Origin of the sequence: Robertmurraya dakarensis (assembly GCF_900156875.1) — a bacterium.
In the GTDB taxonomy this organism is placed as follows: Bacteria; Bacillota; Bacilli; order Bacillales; family Cytobacillaceae; genus Robertmurraya; species Robertmurraya dakarensis.
In genome coordinates, this window is the sequence record NZ_LT707408.1 from 955,859 (window position 1) to 970,940 (window position 15,082).

General features: G+C 36.5%; 13 protein-coding genes and 1 pseudogene. 13 read left to right on the forward strand and 1 reads right to left on the reverse strand.

The window, feature by feature from the left end:
• Positions 1-42 precede the first annotated feature (42 nt).
• The 8 genes and pseudogenes from opp3b to CZ487_RS05835 all read left to right on the forward strand — a co-directional run bounded on the left by opp3b (position 43) and on the right by CZ487_RS05835 (position 8,532).
• Positions 43-972 carry an oligopeptide ABC transporter permease gene (gene opp3b / locus CZ487_RS05795; protein ID WP_077211189.1) on the forward strand — a complete coding sequence of 310 codons (930 nt, stop codon included), beginning with the start codon at positions 43-45 and terminating at the stop codon, positions 970-972.
• Positions 972-1,997, forward strand: coding sequence for an oligopeptide ABC transporter permease (opp3C, locus tag CZ487_RS05800; protein WP_077211190.1), 1,026 nt, complete (start codon positions 972-974; stop codon positions 1,995-1,997). The genes opp3b and opp3C overlap by 1 nt, the downstream gene beginning before the upstream one ends.
• Positions 1,998-2,014: 17 nt before the next feature.
• Complete coding sequence (locus CZ487_RS05805) at positions 2,015-3,055, forward strand: ABC transporter ATP-binding protein (RefSeq protein ID WP_077211191.1); 1,041 nt, start codon at positions 2,015-2,017, stop codon at positions 3,053-3,055.
• A gap of 21 nt (positions 3,056-3,076) precedes the next feature.
• Positions 3,077-4,003, forward strand: a complete 927-nt coding sequence (locus tag CZ487_RS05810) for an ABC transporter ATP-binding protein (protein WP_077211879.1) — start codon at positions 3,077-3,079, stop codon at positions 4,001-4,003.
• A gap of 136 nt (positions 4,004-4,139) precedes the next feature.
• Positions 4,140-5,597, forward strand: a pseudogene (locus tag CZ487_RS27050) (transposase); the annotation flags it as partial.
• 39 nt (positions 5,598-5,636) lie between these two features.
• The gene (locus tag CZ487_RS27670) at positions 5,637-5,993 is read left to right on the forward strand and encodes an oligopeptide/dipeptide ABC transporter ATP-binding protein (protein WP_272914192.1); all 357 of its coding nucleotides are present in this window, start codon (positions 5,637-5,639) and stop codon (positions 5,991-5,993) included.
• A 21-nt stretch (positions 5,994-6,014) separates the two neighbouring features.
• Positions 6,015-6,941 carry an ABC transporter ATP-binding protein gene (locus CZ487_RS05830; RefSeq protein ID WP_077211879.1) on the forward strand — a complete coding sequence of 309 codons (927 nt, stop codon included), beginning with the start codon at positions 6,015-6,017 and terminating at the stop codon, positions 6,939-6,941.
• Between the two features lie 136 nt (positions 6,942-7,077).
• A complete protein-coding gene (locus CZ487_RS05835) occupies positions 7,078-8,532 on the forward strand; it encodes an IS1182 family transposase (RefSeq protein WP_077210323.1) in 1,455 nt (484 codons plus the stop codon).
• Between the two features lie 150 nt (positions 8,533-8,682).
• Here CZ487_RS05835 and CZ487_RS05840 read toward each other — a convergent pair whose 3' ends face one another.
• Positions 8,683-8,868: a hypothetical protein gene (locus tag CZ487_RS05840; protein ID WP_077211192.1), complete on the reverse strand. Its 186-nt coding sequence runs from the start codon at positions 8,866-8,868 to the stop codon at positions 8,683-8,685.
• Positions 8,869-9,033: 165 nt separating this feature from the next.
• Between CZ487_RS05840 and CZ487_RS05845 the strand changes: the two genes are divergently transcribed.
• The 5 genes from CZ487_RS05845 to pepF all read left to right on the forward strand — a co-directional run bounded on the left by CZ487_RS05845 (position 9,034) and on the right by pepF (position 14,699).
• The gene (locus tag CZ487_RS05845) at positions 9,034-9,609 is read left to right on the forward strand and encodes a GNAT family N-acetyltransferase (protein WP_077211193.1); all 576 of its coding nucleotides are present in this window, start codon (positions 9,034-9,036) and stop codon (positions 9,607-9,609) included.
• A 397-nt stretch (positions 9,610-10,006) separates the two neighbouring features.
• Complete coding sequence (spxA, locus tag CZ487_RS05850) at positions 10,007-10,402, forward strand: transcriptional regulator SpxA (RefSeq protein ID WP_077211194.1); 396 nt, start codon at positions 10,007-10,009, stop codon at positions 10,400-10,402.
• 388 nt (positions 10,403-10,790) lie between these two features.
• Entirely contained in the window at positions 10,791-11,450 is a 660-nt protein-coding gene (gene mecA, locus CZ487_RS05855; protein WP_077211880.1) for an adaptor protein MecA, read from the forward strand.
• Positions 11,451-11,570: 120 nt separating this feature from the next.
• The gene (locus CZ487_RS05860; RefSeq protein ID WP_077211195.1) at positions 11,571-12,764 is read left to right on the forward strand and encodes a competence protein CoiA; all 1,194 of its coding nucleotides are present in this window, start codon (positions 11,571-11,573) and stop codon (positions 12,762-12,764) included.
• 114 nt (positions 12,765-12,878) lie between these two features.
• Positions 12,879-14,699 carry an oligoendopeptidase F gene (gene pepF / locus CZ487_RS05865; RefSeq protein WP_077211196.1) on the forward strand — a complete coding sequence of 607 codons (1,821 nt, stop codon included), beginning with the start codon at positions 12,879-12,881 and terminating at the stop codon, positions 14,697-14,699.
• The last annotated feature ends 383 nt before the right edge of the window (positions 14,700-15,082 follow it).

Below are 15,082 nucleotides of genomic sequence, written 5' to 3' on the forward strand. Positions count from 1 at the left end.
AGGTCGAATCTTAAGTGTCAATAAAATATAGGAGGTGTTTGGATGGTAAAGTATATAGCGCAGCGGGTATTTTATATGATTTTAACGCTGTTTATCATCGCATCACTTACGTTCTTCTTAATGAAATTAATACCAGGAACACCATTTAAGATGGGTGAAAAAATGTCTGATGCTCAAATGGAAGTGATGCTTGAAAAATATGATTTAGATAAGCCGGTACCTGTTCAGTATGTATCGTATATGACAAATATACTTAAAGGAGATTTAGGGACTTCTTTCCAATTCGGGGATGCTGAAGTGTCCGAACTCATTGGAAACCGTATTGGTCCTTCAGCGCTGCTTGGTTTTCAAGCTTTGCTAGTCGGATCCCTTATCGGAACCTTGCTTGGCATCATCGGTGCTCTTAAGCAAAATACTTGGGCTGATTATAGCTCCACCTTTGTAGCTGTTCTCGGGAAGTCGATTCCATCATTTGTATTCGCTGGACTTCTTCAATACTATGTAGGGGTAAAGTTAGGATGGTTCCCAGTTGCGTTCTGGAAAGGACCAGAATATACAGTACTTCCTACGATCGCTCTGGCAATGTTCCCTATAGCCATTACCGCACGTTTTATGAGAACCGAAATGATTGAGGTATTAAGTTCGGATTACATCACTCTAGCGAAAGCAAAAGGGTCAAGCTATTTCGATATTATCTTCAAGCATGCATTAAGGAATGCCTTAATTCCAGTTATTACGGTTTTAGGGCCATTAGCGGTAAGTTTAATGACAGGATCTTTAGTAATTGAGAAAATCTTCTCCGTTCCTGGTATTGGTGAGCAGTTTGTAACTTCTGTTCAGGTGAACGATTATTCTGTCATCATGGGAACTACACTGTTATTTGCATTTTTATTTATCATGATCATTTTAGTCGTGGATATTTTATATGGACTGATTGATCCTCGCATTCGATTAGCGGGAGGTAAGCAGTAATGGAACATACAGAAAAAATAAGTAAAGACCAATTTGAACCCGCCATTATCGACAGTAAAAAAAGCGAAGAAATTTCGAAACCCAGTTTAAACTTTTGGCAGGATGGCTGGCTTCGTTTAAGAAAAAATAAAGGTGCTGTTATTAGTTTAGTTGTTATTATCCTTCTAACCATACTAGCGTTAATTGGCCCTATGATAAGCAATTATGAATTTGATCGGCAAAAGACTGCCCATGCCAATCTTCCTCCTAGAATTCCTGTTCTCGAAAATATATCATGGCTTCCATTTGATGGGATGAGGACGTTAAACAATGGAACACAGGTTAATGTTTATGAACAAAAAGATATTGAGGATTATTATTGGTTTGGTACCGACAATTTGGGACGTGACCAATTTTCACGTGTTTGGAAAGGTACTCAAATTTCCTTGTACATTGCTTTTCTAGCTGCTGCTATCGATATGATCATCGGGGTTGCCTTCGGTGTGATATCAGGTTACTTTGGGGGCCGTATTGATACATTCATGCAGCGTATTATTGAGATTCTCTCTGGTATACCGAACTTGGTTGTGGTAATCTTAATGATTTTGATTCTAGAACCGGGTATTATTTCGATTACGATTGCATTAACGATCACAGGCTGGGTAAGTATGGCGCGTGTTGTTCGTGCTCAGGTCTTAAAGCTTAAAGGACAAGAATTTGTTATGGCTTCGAGAACCCTTGGAGCAAGTCATTCAAAGATTATGTTTAAACATTTAATCCCGAACTTAGCCGGGGTTATTATCATTAATACAATGTTCACAATTCCGAATGCGATCTTTTTCGAAGCCTTTTTAAGCTTCATCGGCCTTGGTCTTCAAGAACCATTAGCATCATTAGGAACGTTAATTGATGCTGGGTTTAAAACAATGAGAGCATTTCCGTATCAAATGTTAATTCCAGCAGTGGTTATCAGTGTCATTATGATTGCATTTAATATGATTGCAGACGGTGTTCGTGATGCACTAGATCCTAAAATGAGAGATTAAAAGGCAGGTGAAGCAATATGGAGAAAATTTTAGAAGTAAATGACCTTAAGATTTCCTTTCATACTTTCTCAGGAGAGGTTCAAGCGATCCGGGGAGTCAGCTTTGACTTAAATAAAGGGGAAACACTTGCAATTGTTGGAGAGTCGGGATCAGGTAAATCCGTAACAACTAAATCGATTATGAGGCTTCTTCCTGAACAAAGCTCAGAGTTTAAATCTGGAGAAATTCTATTTAAAGGAAAAGATCTAACTAAGCTTAATGACAAGCAAATGCAAAAAATACGTGGTAAAGACATTTCAATGATTTTTCAGGATCCAATGACCTCTTTGAATCCTACGATGACAGTAGGCAAACAGATTATGGAGCCGATTATCAAGCATCAGAAACTTAGTAAATCAGAAGCTAGGGAAAAGGCTGTTAAATTACTTGATCTTGTTGGGATTCCAAATCCCGAAATCCGATTCAAGCAGTACCCTCATCAATTTTCGGGCGGAATGAGACAGCGTGTTGTAATCGCTATTGCTTTAGCCTGCAATCCGCAAATTTTAATTGCTGATGAGCCGACTACAGCTCTTGATGTAACTATACAAGCGCAAATACTTGAGTTAATGAAATCTTTGCAAAAGAAAGTGGAGACTTCCATTATTTTCATTACTCACGATTTGGGTGTAGTAGCTAACGTTGCGGATCGTGTAGCTGTTATGTATGGTGGAAAAATCATTGAAGTAGGAACTGTAGATGAAATCTTCTATAATCCAAAGCATCCATATACATGGGGGTTAATTAGTTCAATGCCTGACTTGGAAACAGAAGAAGAGGATGAATTATTCGCAATTCCAGGCACACCACCTAATCTTTTGAATCCTCCAAAAGGGGATGCCTTTGCACCTCGTAACCAGTACGCAATGAAAATTGACTTAGAGAAAGAACCTCCGATGTTCAAGGTCTCTGACACGCATTATGCTGCTACATGGCTGCTTCACCCTGATGCTCCAAAAGTTGAGCCGCCTGCTGCTGTTCAAAAGCGAATGAAGATGTACCAAGAACAACATAAGTAAAAGGGGGGAATGCTGATGGAAATGAAGAAAAAACTATTAGAAATCAAGAATCTAAAGCAATACTTCAATGTGGGAAAACCAAATGAAGTGAAAGCTGTTGATGGACTGACTTTCGATATTTATGAAGGTGAAACATTGGGACTTGTAGGGGAATCAGGCTGCGGGAAATCAACTACTGGCAGAACAATTATTCGCCTTTATGATGCAACAGATGGACAGGTTTTGTTTGATGGTGAGGACGTTCATGGTAAAAAGTCTAAAGCAGAAATGAAGAAATTCAATCGGGAAATGCAGATGATTTTCCAAGACCCGTATGCATCATTAAACCCAAGAATGAAAGTGGCGGATGTGATTGCTGAGGGAATTGATATTCATGGCTTAGCAAAAACAAAAGAAGAACGGACGAAAATGGTCCATGATCTATTGGAGACTGTTGGATTAAATAAAGAACATGCAAACCGCTATCCACATGAATTCTCAGGCGGGCAAAGACAGCGGATTGGAATTGCTCGTGCTTTAGCAGTAAAGCCTAGTTTCGTAATTGCTGATGAACCAATTTCAGCATTGGATGTTTCGATTCAAGCACAAGTTGTTAACCTAATGAAAAAGCTACAGCGAGAGAAGGGCTTAACTTATTTATTTATCGCACATGACTTGTCTATGGTGAAATATATTAGTGATCGAATTGGCGTCATGTACTTTGGTAAGATGGTGGAGCTTGCTCCAGCAGAGGAACTATATAAGAATCCGATGCATCCTTATACTAAATCTCTACTATCTGCAATTCCTCTGCCAGATCCAGTATATGAAAGAAATCGTAAGCGCCAAACATATGATCCCTCATCACATAACTATCGTGAAGGTGATCAAGTCGAGTTGAGGGAAATAACAGCAGGACATTTTGTTCTTTGTTCTGAGAAGGAATACGAAGAATTGAAAAAGCAATAATAAAAAACGATCTCTAACTTGGAGGGCACTGAAAAAGCCCCTTAAAGGAAAAAAGGGAAGGATTTCTCAATTATTTTGAGGAATCCTTCCCTTTTTGTTTTATAATTAGGTTAACAATTTTAAGCGGGTGGTTTCAATGATTCAAAAACAACAATCAATGGCATTAAGTCCATATATGGAACTCTATAACTTAATCGTTCCTGCAGACAATATGTTACGAAAAATTAATGAACTAATTGACTTCTCTTTTGTTTATGAAGAATTGAAAGATAACTATTGCTTGGATAACGGGCGAAATGCCATTGACCCTATTCGTATGTTCAAATATTTATTTTTGAAGACCGTCCATGACCTATCTGATGTTGATATAGTAGAACGTTCTAAGTATGACATGTCTTTTAAATACTTTCTCAACATGGCACCAGAGGAGCAAGTAATTGATCCTAGCTCTTTAACAAAGTTTAGAAAATTACGGTTAAAAGATATTAATCTTTTAGATCTGCTTATCAATAAGACTGTAGAAATAGCTATTGAAAAGGAAGTCATCAAAAGTAATTCTATTATTGTTGATGCCACCCATACAAAAGCTCGGTATAACCAAAAAACTCCTAAAGAGGTCCTTATGGACCGTTCCAAAAAACTGAGAAAAACGATATATCAAATAGATGAAAATATGAAGAGTAAGTTTCCATCCAAAACGACAACGGATGTACTAGAGGATGAAATCAAATATTGCCAAGATCTCATTGATGTGATTAAAAAGGAAGAAGTTCTTGTTCAATATCCAAAAGTAAAAGAACAGTTAAATCTTCTGGAAGAAACCGTTGCCGATGATGTTGAACAATTACAGATATCAGAAGATAAAGACGCAAAAGTTGGACATAAAAGTGCGGATTCCGCATTTTTTGGATACAAAACACACCTTGCCATGAGTGAAGAGAGAATTATCACAGCGGCAACAATAACCACTGGCGAAAAGAATGACGGAAAGCAATTAGAAGCGCTAATTGAAAAAAGTATCGAAGCTGGAATGGAAGTTGAAACTGTAATTGGTGATGCAGCATATTCTGAAAAGGGAAATATAGAATATGCCAATAAAAATGAAATAAAATTAGTAGCTAAACTAAACCCTTCTGTCACACAAGGNTCTGGAGAAATTCTATTTAAAGGAAAAGATCTAACTAAGCTTAATGACAAGCAAATGCAAAAAATACGTGGTAAAGACATTTCAATGATTTTTCAGGATCCAATGACCTCTTTGAATCCTACGATGACAGTAGGCAAACAGATTATGGAGCCGATTATCAAGCATCAGAAACTTAGTAAATCAGAAGCTAGGGAAAAGGCTGTTAAATTACTTGATCTTGTTGGGATTCCAAATCCCGAAATCCGATTCAAGCAGTACCCTCATCAATTTTCGGGCGGAATGAGACAGCGTGTTGTAATCGCTATTGCTTTAGCCTGCAATCCGCAAATTTTAATTGCTGATGAGCCGACTACAGCTCTTGATGTAACTATACAAGCGCAAATACTTGAGTTAATGAAATCTTTGCAAAAGAAAGTGGAGACTTCCATTATTTTCATTACTCACGATTTGGGTGTAGTAGCTAACGTTGCGGATCGTGTAGCTGTTATGTATGGTGGAAAAATCATTGAAGTAGGAACTGTAGATGAAATCTTCTATAATCCAAAGCATCCATATACATGGGGGTTAATTAGTTCAATGCCTGACTTGGAAACAGAAGAAGAGGATGAATTATTCGCAATTCCAGGCACACCACCTAATCTTTTGAATCCTCCAAAAGGGGATGCCTTTGCACCTCGTAACCAGTACGCAATGAAAATTGACTTAGAGAAAGAACCTCCGATGTTCAAGGTCTCTGACACGCATTATGCTGCTACATGGCTGCTTCACCCTGATGCTCCAAAAGTTGAGCCGCCTGCTGCTGTTCAAAAGCGAATGAAGATGTACCAAGAACAACATAAGTAAAAGGGGGGAATGCTGATGGAAATGAAGAAAAAACTATTAGAAATCAAGAATCTAAAGCAATACTTCAATGTGGGAAAACCAAATGAAGTGAAAGCTGTTGATGGACTGACTTTCGATATTTATGAAGGTGAAACATTGGGACTTGTAGGGGAATCAGGCTGCGGGAAATCAACTACTGGCAGAACAATTATTCGCCTTTATGATGCAACAGATGGACAGGTTTTGTTTGATGGTGAGGACGTTCATGGTAAAAAGTCTAAAGCAGAAATGAAGAAATTCAATCGGGAAATGCAGATGATTTTCCAAGACCCGTATGCATCATTAAACCCAAGAATGAAAGTGGCGGATGTGATTGCTGAGGGAATTGATATTCATGGCTTAGCAAAAACAAAAGAAGAACGGACGAAAATGGTCCATGATCTATTGGAGACTGTTGGATTAAATAAAGAACATGCAAACCGCTATCCACATGAATTCTCAGGCGGGCAAAGACAGCGGATTGGAATTGCTCGTGCTTTAGCAGTAAAGCCTAGTTTCGTAATTGCTGATGAACCAATTTCAGCATTGGATGTTTCGATTCAAGCACAAGTTGTTAACCTAATGAAAAAGCTACAGCGAGAGAAGGGCTTAACTTATTTATTTATCGCACATGACTTGTCTATGGTGAAATATATTAGTGATCGAATTGGCGTCATGTACTTTGGTAAGATGGTGGAGCTTGCTCCAGCAGAGGAACTATATAAGAATCCGATGCATCCTTATACTAAATCTCTACTATCTGCAATTCCTCTGCCAGATCCAGTATATGAAAGAAATCGTAAGCGCCAAACATATGATCCCTCATCACATAACTATCGTGAAGGTGATCAAGTCGAGTTGAGGGAAATAACAGCAGGACATTTTGTTCTTTGTTCTGAGAAGGAATACGAAGAATTGAAAAAGCAATAATAAAAAACGATCTCTAACTTGGAGGGCACTGAAAAAGCCCCTTAAAGGAAAAAAGGGAAGGATTTCTCAATTATTTTGAGGAATCCTTCCCTTTTTGTTTTATAATTAGGTTAACAATTTTAAGCGGGTGGTTTCAATGATTCAAAAACAACAATCAATGGCATTAAGTCCATATATGGAACTCTATAACTTAATCGTTCCTGCAGACAATATGTTACGAAAAATTAATGAACTAATTGACTTCTCTTTTGTTTATGAAGAATTGAAAGATAACTATTGCTTGGATAACGGGCGAAATGCCATTGACCCTATTCGTATGTTCAAATATTTATTTTTGAAGACCGTCCATGACCTATCTGATGTTGATATAGTAGAACGTTCTAAGTATGACATGTCTTTTAAATACTTTCTCAACATGGCACCAGAGGAGCAAGTAATTGATCCTAGCTCTTTAACAAAGTTTAGAAAATTACGGTTAAAAGATATTAATCTTTTAGATCTGCTTATCAATAAGACTGTAGAAATAGCTATTGAAAAGGAAGTCATCAAAAGTAATTCTATTATTGTTGATGCCACCCATACAAAAGCTCGGTATAACCAAAAAACTCCTAAAGAGGTCCTTATGGACCGTTCCAAAAAACTGAGAAAAACGATATATCAAATAGATGAAAATATGAAGAGTAAGTTTCCATCCAAAACGACAACGGATGTACTAGAGGATGAAATCAAATATTGCCAAGATCTCATTGATGTGATTAAAAAGGAAGAAGTTCTTGTTCAATATCCAAAAGTAAAAGAACAGTTAAATCTTCTGGAAGAAACCGTTGCCGATGATGTTGAACAATTACAGATATCAGAAGATAAAGACGCAAAAGTTGGACATAAAAGTGCGGATTCCGCATTTTTTGGATACAAAACACACCTTGCCATGAGTGAAGAGAGAATTATCACAGCGGCAACAATAACCACTGGCGAAAAGAATGACGGAAAGCAATTAGAAGCGCTAATTGAAAAAAGTATCGAAGCTGGAATGGAAGTTGAAACTGTAATTGGTGATGCAGCATATTCTGAAAAGGGAAATATAGAATATGCCAATAAAAATGAAATAAAATTAGTAGCTAAACTAAACCCTTCTGTCACACAAGGATTTCGTCCAAAAGAGGATGAATTTGAATTTAATAAAGATGCTGGAATGTATGTCTGTAAAGCAGGGCATATGGCTATAAGGAAAGCGAAACAAGGAAAAAAAGGGGAAGGTAGAAACCAAGTAACTACGTACTATTTTGATATAGAAAAATGTAAACATTGTCCGTTTAAAGAAGGATGTTATAAAGAAGGGGCTAAAAGTAAGACTTATTCTGTAAGTATCAAATCAAACGAGCATACAGAACAGGCAAAATTTCAGGAAAGTGAGTATTTTAAAGAAAAATCTAAAGAACGATATAAAATAGAGGCTAAAAATAGTGAATTAAAACACAGGCACGGGTACAATGTTGCAAAATCCTCGGGTCTATTAGGCATGGAATTACAAGGTGCAATGTCTATATTTACAGTAAATCTAAAAAGAATATTGAAGCTAATGAATCAATAATAAGGGGATATAGACCCCAATCCACACAAAAAACGACTCAGAAAATAAAATTCTGGGTCGTTTTTTGATCCACTTCTATAATCCCTCCGAAAAATCCGAAGGATTTTCAGTGCCCTCCTAACTTGAGATCGTTTTTTATTATATAAAGAGTTATTTCTTAATACCGCCTACACTTTTCCAGCCTGTTTGCCCCTTTTTGGTGTAGTCAACATGAATTGTTTTTTGTTTGCCGCCAAAAAGCTTTATCCCAATGCCATTTGCGATGACTCCATTCGTTGCAGTAATACCGATGACAAGTGCTGCAACGATTGCTAAGTCTAGTAGAAAGCCAACCATGATAAAACCCCCATCCTTCATCTTCCCAGAATGAATTAGTTTACAACCCTAACTCTATTTTAAAAGAACTTTCCCTGCATTAAAAGAGGGAATTGAACAAATACTTTCAATATCCAGTTATATGCTGTTAAAACAAGGCTATTCCGAGTCAAAAGGAGGAAGACGATGCATTGGTATGAGAAGCTGAATCAATATTTTCCGGTTGCAGAAATGAAATCTCAGGAGCATATGGAGACTTTGTTAAAAGAAAGATCTGACATCTACCATAAAGATGAGGGGAAATATCATGTACTTATGTATGTGGAGCTTGAGAATTTCGTCTTTATAGATTACTTATTTGTATCAAAAGAGAGTCGTGGACAAGGAATCGGCCATAAACTTATTGAAAAATTGAAATCAAAAGAAAAACCGATCATTCTCGAAGTGGAGCCAATAAACTATGAAGACTCAGATACAGAGAAAAGACTTCATTTTTACAAGCGCGAAGGGTTTAAGCACGCAAAATCAATCGGCTATCGCAGGAGGTCGCTGGCAACGAACGAAGTGAATCCGATGGAAATTTTATATTGGTCTCCAAATAATGAAAGTGAAAGCATGGTTTATGAAGCTATGAAAAAAACTTATGAACTGATACATACGTATAAAGATGAACAAATATATGGAGAGTCCTATCAACCTGTTGAAGATGTATTAACCTATGACGAGGAGAGGAGTTCGTCAAACCTCATGGACCATATTTAATAACCTTATGCTATTTTCATTACAAAATACGTAATTGAGAATAAATAGTGGTTTATTTAGTGTTTCATTTGGGTATTAACAATGTATATAACAGGATAAATAGGACAAGGTGTTTCTCTGTGTTTTTTTAGTAAAAAAATATCGAAAAAATGTTAAAAAAGATGAAACTTTTTGACGGTTGATACGTTTAATCTAATAGAGTAGATTTTTATTATAACACCTTCAAAATCATGAAAAAAAGATACCACTCTGACCAAATGTGGTGTATAATAATTAATATAAATTACTTATTTAAAGTAATTTTAAAGTGCATGTATTTTCCTAGCCTTTTAAGAAAATTTACTCACATAGATTCTGATTCAAATGCAAGTCAAAACTGAAGGAGTGTGAAAGATTAATGGTCACATTATATTCTTCACCTAGTTGCACATCGTGCCGAAAAGCAAAAGCGTGGCTTGAAGAGCATGAAATCCCTTATATTGAACGGAATGTATTCTCAGAACCATTATCTATTGACGAAATAAAAGAAATTCTGAGAATGACGGAAGACGGAACAGATGAAATCATTTCAACGAGATCCAAAACATTTCAAAAATTAGATGTAAATTTAGAGACAATGCCGCTTCAAGATTTATTTGAACTAATAAAAGAAAATCCAGGTCTGCTTCGACGTCCTATCATTATTGATGAGAAGCGCCTGCAAGTAGGCTACAATGAAGACGAAATCCGGAGATTTCTTCCTAGAAAAGTACGGACATTCCAACTTCGAGAAGCTCAACGTCTTGTGAATTAGCAAGACAGCCTCCGATCATTAGTATTGGAGGTTTTTTTGTTTATAAATCCATAAAGAGCACTTAAACATTGAGTGTGTTTTAGTTTTCTGTTAAGATACTACAAATAGGGTTTTAAATAAAATCCATTTAATGAAAAATATAAGGTTCTCTTGTTGAATGGAGAGATTCTTATAGGCACTCTATAGGCATATAATGGTTTTTTGATTTCCGCCATATTTTATTTCCCTTTCTCGTTGTTTTATCATAAAATATAAGTACAAGGTAATATTACAATTTACCTCATATTTTATGACAATCCTCATAAGAATGATGGGTAAAGGGTAACACGTTTTCTGCATGGGGGTATATATGTCCCTTCCAATAATGCAAGAAGGGAGAGGTTACTGGATGGAAATTGAACGCATCAATGATAACACGGTAAAGTTTTACATTTCATATGGTGATATAGAAGAAAGAGGCTTTGATCGTGAGGAAATTTGGTATAATCGCGAAAGAAGCGAAGAATTATTTTGGGAAATGATGGATGAAGTTCATCAAGAAGAAGAATTTACGATTGAGGGGCCGCTTTGGATTCAAGTACAAGCATTAGACAAGGGCTTAGAGATTCTTGTTACGAAGGCTCAGGTATCTAAAGATGGGCAAAAGTTCGAGCTGCCGATACCTGAAAATAAACTAAAGGATCTTCCAGTTGATGATCGAATTGAAGAGCTGCTTGATCAACATTTTAACCCTCAGGATGAAGATTCTTATTATGACAGTTCACTGGAGTTTTTAATCGCATTTAAAGATTTCGAAGACCTTATTTCTTTAGCAAATCGTCGGATTTTAGACTCTTTAAATACAAAGCTGTATTCCTTTGAAGGAAAATATTATTTATACGTAGAATTTCCAGAAGATACATTTGAAGAAGAAGAGATTGATAATAGCTTAAGTATGCTGCTTGAATATGGGCATGAAACACATCTCACCATACATCGAGTTGAAGAGTATGGTAAGTTAATTCTTTCTGAAGATGTTTTTGAGGAATTAAGAAAATATTTTAATTGATATTACCGATTTCATATATGAAATCGGTATTTTTTTTGTAATGTTCATCAATACGACAAGATTGTGAAAAGGGAGGAAGACCTTTTAGTTGAATACATTAGGAGAAAGGAGTGAATCACATTGCTTACCGCAAAAATAAAGGATGGAGAAGTTATTACCCTAAACGCAAAAGCTGAAAAGATTGCATTAATGGATCTTAGAAAGAAGGTGAAATTTACTTGCCCGATCTGCTCACAAGAGGTGATTTTGAAGATGGGCAGCAAACGAATACCTCATTTTGCACACATCAGGGGTGATGCTTGTACAGAACAATATGACCGAGAGTCAGAGTATCATATGCTTGCGAAACTGAAACTATTTGAGTGGTTGAATCAGCAAGGCCTTTCCCCGGTGCTGGAACCTTATTATCCAAATATCAAGCAAAGAGCAGATATCGCCTTCAAATACAATGACGAATTGTATTGTCTTGAATTTCAATGCTCAACAATTTCTGAGGAACTATTTAGAAGACGAACTGAAGGATACCGTAAATTATCCATGCATCCCATTTGGCTTCTGGCAGGTAAAGGAATCAACAGAAAAAACTCCTCATTAGCTTCACTTTCGAGCTTTCATTATTTATTTGCAAATAAGAATTCTTCACAGCAATGGTACATTCCCTCTTATTGTCCAATAATCAACCAATTTATCTTCCTGAAAACAATTGTTCCTGTTTCTGTTCGAAATAGTTTTCTAGCTATTGAGATGAAACCTTTGGAAAGAACATCTTTGCTTGACCTCCTTAATCCGGATGGGAATTATAAGTTTAGACCTGAACAATGGAGCAAGGAAATATTTAAGTTCAAAATCTCGCTTCTTACCCATAAGAGCACTACCTATTATCCGTTTCTTCGGGAACTTTATCGTCAGTCCCTAAATCCTCAATTACTGCATCCCATTGTAGGTGTTCCATTAACAAATAACATCATTTTAGAAAGTTCTCCTTTTATTTGGCAAGCCTATGTTTATATAGATCATCTTCATCATCAATCAATTGGAACTCCTCTTTATCTTCATGCACTCGTTAAAACAACTTGGCAGAGAGTCAATAAAGGCCAAATAAAGCTTAGAAATCTGCCCAATATAAGAGAGTTGCTGCTGCGTGAGCTTCTATATGAATACTTAATTTTTTTAAGAAAAGCAGGGGTGCTGCAAAAGCAAAAAGAGCATGAATTCGTAATAGCGAAAGAATTAAAAGCTGCGTCAACGATGGATGAATGGAAACAACAGGAAAAAGGTTTAAGAAAATTGCTATTAATGATGACGGAGGAATGAACATAATATATAAGGATGAGCAATCACCAGCTTAAAGTTTGGATGATTATGTTACTTACGTTAGAATAGTCTCATAAGCTTACTGAACAGTACTATGTGAATGGAGGATGAAGAATGGGAAATGAAACAGCAAAAAGGCTTCCATCTAGAAGTGAAATAAAGGTTGAAGACACATGGCGATTAGAGGATATTTTTCCTACAGATGATGCATGGGAAAAGGAGTTTCAAGACGTTAAAGCATTAATCCCTGGAGTTGAAGATTATCAGGGAAAGTTAGGGGAAAGTGCTGACCAGTTATATGAAGCACTCCAGAAACAGGATCAACTCCTTGAACGTCTTAGCAAGCTATTTACATATGCACATATGCGTTATGATCAAGATACTACCAATTCGTTTTATCAAGGTTTAGATGACCGAATGAAGAATCTGTATTCACAAGCTGCAAGTTCCCTGGCCTATATCGTTCCAGAAATACTTTCTATAGATGAAGAAAAAGTAAACATGTTTTTAAATGAAAAGGAAGAATTAAAGCTATACAAACATGCAATTGAAGAAATAAACCTGCAAAGGCCGCATGTTCTATCTGCAGAGCAAGAAAGTTTGTTAGCGCAAGCATCAGAAGTTATGAACTCATCGAGTACTACTTTTGGAATGCTAAACAATGCCGATCTAGAATTTCCAAGCATTAAGGATGAAAATGGAGAAGAAGTAGAAATCACACATGGTCGCTTTATTCGCTTTTTAGAGAGCAGTGACCGACGAGTGCGTGAGGACGCATTTAAAGCTGTTTATGAAACATATGGGAAATTTAAAAATACTTTTTCTAGTACACTAAGCGGACAAGTGAAAAAAGATAATTTTCATGCAAGAATTAGAAATTACCAATCAGCACGGCATGCAGCACTTTCTGCAAACAATATTCCTGAAGAGGTTTACGATAACTTGGTCAGTACGATTCATAAGTATTTACCGCTATTACACCGATATGTAAAACTTCGCAAAAAGGTGTTAGGCGTAGATCAGCTTCATATGTATGATTTATATACACCGTTGGTGAAAGATGTAAAGATGGAAATTCCGTACGAGGAAGCAAAGGATTTAATATTAAAAGGACTAGCTCCATTAGGGGAAGATTATTCTAATGTGTTAAAGGAAGGTTTTGAAAATCGCTGGGTGGATGTTCATGAGAATAAAGGCAAGAGGAGTGGGGCTTATTCCTCAGGGGCCTATGGGACAAACCCATATATTTTAATGAACTGGCAGGACAATGTAAATAACTTGTTCACCCTGGCCCACGAGTTTGGACATTCTGTTCATAGTTACTATACGAGAAAAACCCAGCCGTATCCTTATGGGGATTATTCTATTTTTGTAGCAGAAGTGGCTTCTACATGTAATGAAGCACTTTTAAACGATTATCTATTAAAGACCATCGATGATGAGAAAAAGCGCCTATATTTACTAAATCACTTCCTAGAAGGATTTAGAGGTACTGTGTTCCGTCAAACAATGTTTGCTGAATTTGAACACCTGATCCATCAAAAAGCCCAAAACAATGAAGCTCTAACCGCTGAATTATTTACGAAGGAATATTATGAGTTAAATAAGAAGTATTTTGGTGAAGAAGATATTGTGATTGATGAGGAAATTGGCTTGGAATGGTCGAGAATTCCACATTTTTATTACAATTACTATGTATACCAGTATGCGACAGGATATAGTGCGGCGACAGCCTTGAGCAAACAGATTCTTGAAGAAGGTGCTCCTGCTGTTGACAGGTATATTGAGTTTTTGAAATCTGGAAGTTCAGATTATCCGATAGAGGTTCTCAAAAAGGCAGGCGTTGATATGACGAGTTCGAAGCCAATTGAGGAAGCGTGCAAAGTATTCGAAGAGAAGTTAATTGAAATGGAAGGATTGCTATCTCAATTTTAGATTAAAAGAGATGATCAAATAGGTCATCTCTTTTAATTTCTAAACCCTTTGAAGCGATTTCGATCATTCAAGGAAAGAAAGAAAAGCAGGAATGCGATAAATAAAATCGGGGACGTTATGAGCAGAGGAACCAACTTCATTAGTCCCAACAAATTGAACACAAAGGCAAACAAGATTATGAAAAGCAAAATCCAAAATTTCAATTTATGCATGGCAGAATTGCTCCTCTTACGTAGAATTGCTGTTTCTTAAAATATATTCTTTGTGACTTAGTTTATGACAAATTTGTGAAAGAACACACAATCTTATTGTCGGGGTTGTAACACCATGATATATTAATGTCATGAAGTTAATCACTAGCAAACATATACCCCTTGTTTGAC